The organism is uncultured Rikenella sp., from assembly GCF_910579375.1.
Classification (GTDB): Bacteria; Bacteroidota; Bacteroidia; order Bacteroidales; family Rikenellaceae; genus Rikenella.
In genome coordinates this window covers 1-4,519 of the sequence record NZ_CAJTUJ010000146.1, presented here as the reverse complement: position 1 = coordinate 4,519, position 4,519 = coordinate 1, and the positions used below count along the sequence as shown (strand labels likewise).

The window sequence follows — 4,519 nt, the reverse complement described above, 5'->3', positions numbered from 1 at the left end:
GGCACTCGAACCGGGCCGCCTCGGTTTCAAGTAGGGGCAGAGGCTGCCGGTTATTGGGGTAGATACGACCAGTAAAACACCCTGTGGGTGCCCGTTTATTCCGAGAGGCAACGCAACTGAAAACCGCTGGCGCGACTGTCTGCAAAACTGCCATTGAGATATTGGGTATAGGCATTCAGGGTCGTGCCACGATAGTGGTCGCCATTCTCGCAAGACGTTCCGGATAAATAGATGCCATAATTGCCTACGCCAGATGTCTCGCCGTATCCGATATTGCTGCGGTAGCCCGGGGCCGGAAAGGCGAATCGGACATTACAACCTCTTCCATCGCTCCGTGTTTTCCCAGGCCTCCGACTCGAAATCTTCCACCCACAACAAAAAATGAAAAACAGGTTTTCGACCCGGACGCGGCGGGTTCGGGGAATTATTCGTATCTTTGGTAGTTCGATTCGGGTGCGGGGGGCGCGTGGCGTGGGGAAAGAGTGCTCGGAATCAGACGGTTAAATGTTAAGCATCACTTAAATCTATGGGTGTTACAGCCAGCTTGCTGAAACTTTTCTTCGGCAGCAAAGCAGACAAAGACAGAAAGGCGATTCAGCCGTATGTGGACAGGATTCTGGCGGTCTATCCGCAGATTCAGCAGCTCTCGGACGATGAGCTCAGGGAGCGGGTCGCGGAGCTCAAGGCGATGATCCGGGAGCGCATCCGGACGGACGAGGAGCGGATTGCCGAACTGAAAGCCCGGATGGAGGAGGCAGACGTCGAGATCAGCGAGAAAGAGGAGATCGGAACCGAGATCGACCGGCTCAAAAAACATGTGAACCAGACCATCGAGGCCGTCCTCGACGAGATACTGCCCGAGGTTTTCGCCATCGTCAAAGATACCGCGCGGCGGTTTGCGCAGGCGGGACTGGACGGGAAAGAGGGGACGATTACGGTTGCGGCGACCGAGGCCGACAGGGAACTCGCTGCCAAGGGGTGTGACTTTGTGACGATCGAGGGAGATAAGGCGGTCTATCGCAACCATTGGCTCGCGGGAGGGGCGGAGGTGACCTGGGATATGGTGCACTACGATGTCCAGCTGTTCGGCGGGGTGGCGCTCCACAAGGGGAATGTGGCCGAGATGGCGACAGGCGAGGGGAAAACGTTGGTGGCGACCTTGCCGGTATTCCTCAATGCCATGGCGGGAAAAGGGGTGCATGTGGTGACGGTCAACGACTATCTGGCGCGGCGCGACTCGGAGTGGATGGGGCCGTTGTATCAGTTCCACGGGCTGACGGTCGACTGTATCGACAAGCACCAGCCGAACTCGGATGCGCGGCGGGCGGCGTATAACTGCGATATCACGTTCGGTACCAATAACGAGTTCGGGTTCGACTACCTGAGGGACAACATGGCGATCGAACCGGGGGATTTGGTGCAGCGGGAACACCACTATGCGATTGTCGACGAGGTGGACTCGGTGCTCATCGACGATGCGCGGACGCCGCTCATCATCTCGGGGCCGGTGCCGAGGGGAGAGGATCAGCTGTTCGAGGAGTACAGGGGACAGGTCGAGGCGCTCTACGGGTTGCAGCGGAATCTCTGTACGACGCTCCTGGCGGAGGCCAAGAAGGCGGCGGCTGAGGGGGACGAGCAGAAGGCGGGGAAGTTATTGTTGTGCGTACATAAAGGGCTGCCCAAGTACAAGCCGCTTATCAAGTTCCTCTCGGAGCCGGGGATGAAGGCCCTGATGCAGAAGACGGAAAACTTCTACATGCAGGACAACAGCAAGCGGATGCACGAGGTGACGGACGACCTCTACTTCATTATTGACGAAAAGCTCCACAGTGTCGAGCTGACGGACAAGGGGCATGACGCGTTGTCGGGGAATATCAACGACAAGCGTTTCTTCATCCTGCCGGACATCGGGAGCGAGATCGCGACGCTGGAGCGCGGGGATATGACGGTCGAGGAGCGGATGGAGGCCAAGGACAAGCTGCTGTCGGAATATGCGCTCAAGTCGGAACGGGTGCACACGGTGCATCAGTTGTTGAAGGCCTATGCGCTCTTCGAAAAGGATACGGAGTATGTGGTGATGGACAACAAGGTGAAGATTGTCGATGAGCAGACGGGGCGTATTCTGGACGGACGGAGGTATTCGGACGGGTTGCACCAGGCGATCGAGGCCAAGGAGCGGGTCAAGGTGGAGGCGGCGACGCAGACGTTCGCCACCATTACGCTCCAAAACTATTTCCGGATGTACCACAAGCTCAGCGGGATGACGGGGACGGCGGAGACGGAGGCCTCGGAATTGTGGAATATCTACAAACTGGATGTGATCGTCATTCCGACGAACCGGCCGGTGGTGAGGAAGGATTATCAGGACTTGATTTACAAGACGAAGCGCGAAAAGTATGCGGCGGTGATCGAGGAGATTGTCAAACTGGTTGGGGAGGGGCGTCCGGTGTTGGTGGGGACGACTTCGGTCGAGATTTCGGAGCTGTTGTCCAAGATGCTCAAATTGCGCGGGATCAAGCACAATGTGCTGAATGCCAAGCAGCATCAGCTGGAGGCGCAGATCGTGGCGGAGGCGGGACGTGCGGGACAGGTGACGATCGCTACGAATATGGCGGGGCGTGGGACGGACATCAAACTCACGGCTGAGGTGAAGGATGCGGGGGGGCTGGCGATTATCGGGACGGAACGGCACGAGTCGAGGCGGGTGGACAGGCAGTTGAGGGGGCGTGCGGGACGGCAGGGAGACCCGGGGAGTTCGCAGTTCTTCGTCTCGCTGGAGGACGACCTGATGCGGCTGTTCGGCTCGGAACGCATTGCGAGGCTGATGGATACGATGGGGCTGAAAGAAGGGGAGGTGATTCAGGCGGGGATGATGAGCCGCGCGATCGAACGGGCGCAAAAGAAGGTCGAGGAGAACAACTTCGGCATTCGGAAGCGGCTCTTGGAGTATGACGATGTGATGAATTCGCAGCGCGAGGTGATCTATACGCGGCGGCACAATGCGGTCTTCGGCGAACGGATCGAGGTGGATATCAACAACATGATGACGGATTTCGCGGAGACGTTCGTGGAAAATTACCGGGGGCTGCCGTTCGATGAGTTCAAGGTGGAGCTGATCCGCCAAATCTCGATCGAACCGTCGCTGACGGAGGAGGAGTACAACGACCTCAAGGATCAGCAGGTGGCGGAGATGATTCTGGGCGATATGCGGAGTGCGCTCAAACGGCGGGCGACGCAGATTGCGCAGCAGGCGTTCCCGGTGCTGGAGGCGATCTACAAGGAGCAGGGGGACAAGTTCGAGAATATTTCGGTGCCGTTGACGGACGGGAAACGCGGGCTGAATGTGCCGGTGAACTTCAAACGGGCGATCGAGTCGCGGGGGATGGAGATTCACAAGGCGTTCAGCCGGGTGATGATGCTCATCACGATCGACGACGACTGGAAGGAGCACTTGCGGGATATGGACGATCTGAAGCAGTCGGTGCAGAATGCGGCGTATGAACAGAAGGATCCGCTGTTGATCTACAAGTTCGAGTCGTTCGAGTTGTTCCGCCGGATGATCGAGAAGATCAACCGGGAGGTGATTTCGATGTTGCTGAAGGTCTACCTGCCGGTGGGGCCGGCTTCTGCTCAGGACGGGGAGGGGCGTGCCGTGCCTCAGGCGCCGCCGCAACAACAGGCGGTGCCGCAGCGTAATCGCCCGGATATGAGCCGGATGCAGACGTCGCGCAACGAGGGGCCGGTGCCGCCGGGGGCGGTTGCTCCGGCCAAGGCGGACAAACGGGTGGGGCGGAATGATCCGTGTCCGTGCGGAAGTGGGAAGAAGTACAAGAACTGCCACGGGGCGGCGTAGCTTTTGCGTTTGTTCCCGTATGTATAAGGGATGCCCTCCGGTCGCTGTGCGGCCGGAGGGCTTTTCTTTTACGGGCTCGTGCGGGGGCGTTTCTGGCGGGTCGAAGCTTGACTAAAAATGGGTTGGGCCGCGGCGGCTTTGGGGGAGAGGCTGCCGGACTGCTTGGGGTAGACACAGCCAGCCCAACGCCTTGTGTGTTTTGTTAGTTTACTAAGTGGCGCCCGCGCGGCTAAAGAATTGGGTAGAGGCTGCCGATTGCCCACCGCGGGCCCGAGGGGCCTGCCCGGCCCGAGGGCAGTCTCCTCTTGTAGCCAAAGCCGCGCGCCGTCGCCTTAGGAGGGAAATCGTCAAAATGTGCTGGCACGTTTTGACAAGATTTCCCCAAGGCGCGCGAACAGAGAACTGGGGTAGAGGCTGCCATAGCGATACATAGTATCGCTCCGTCCCGCCGGGGTCACCCGGACGCCGCCCGCGCAGGGCAGTTTCAGGCGGGACAAAGCTCAACCGCGCGCGCCACCGCCTTAAGAGGGAAATCGTCAAAATGCACTTGTGCGTTTTGACAAGATTTCCCCAAGGCGCGCGGACAAAGAACGGGGGTAGAGGCGGCCAGTAAAACGCCCTGTGGGCGCGCCCGCCCGGCGTAAGGGCAGTACCCTCTTGTAGGGC

1 protein-coding gene is annotated in these 4,519 nt (G+C 59.2%); it reads left to right on the top strand.

What is annotated here, in order from left to right; translation table 11 throughout:
• The first annotated feature begins 526 nt into the window (after positions 1-526).
• The gene (secA, locus tag QZ302_RS08770) at positions 527-3,853 is read left to right on the top strand and encodes a preprotein translocase subunit SecA (protein WP_294594549.1); all 3,327 of its coding nucleotides are present in this window, start codon (positions 527-529) and stop codon (positions 3,851-3,853) included.
• Positions 3,854-4,519 lie beyond the last annotated feature (666 nt).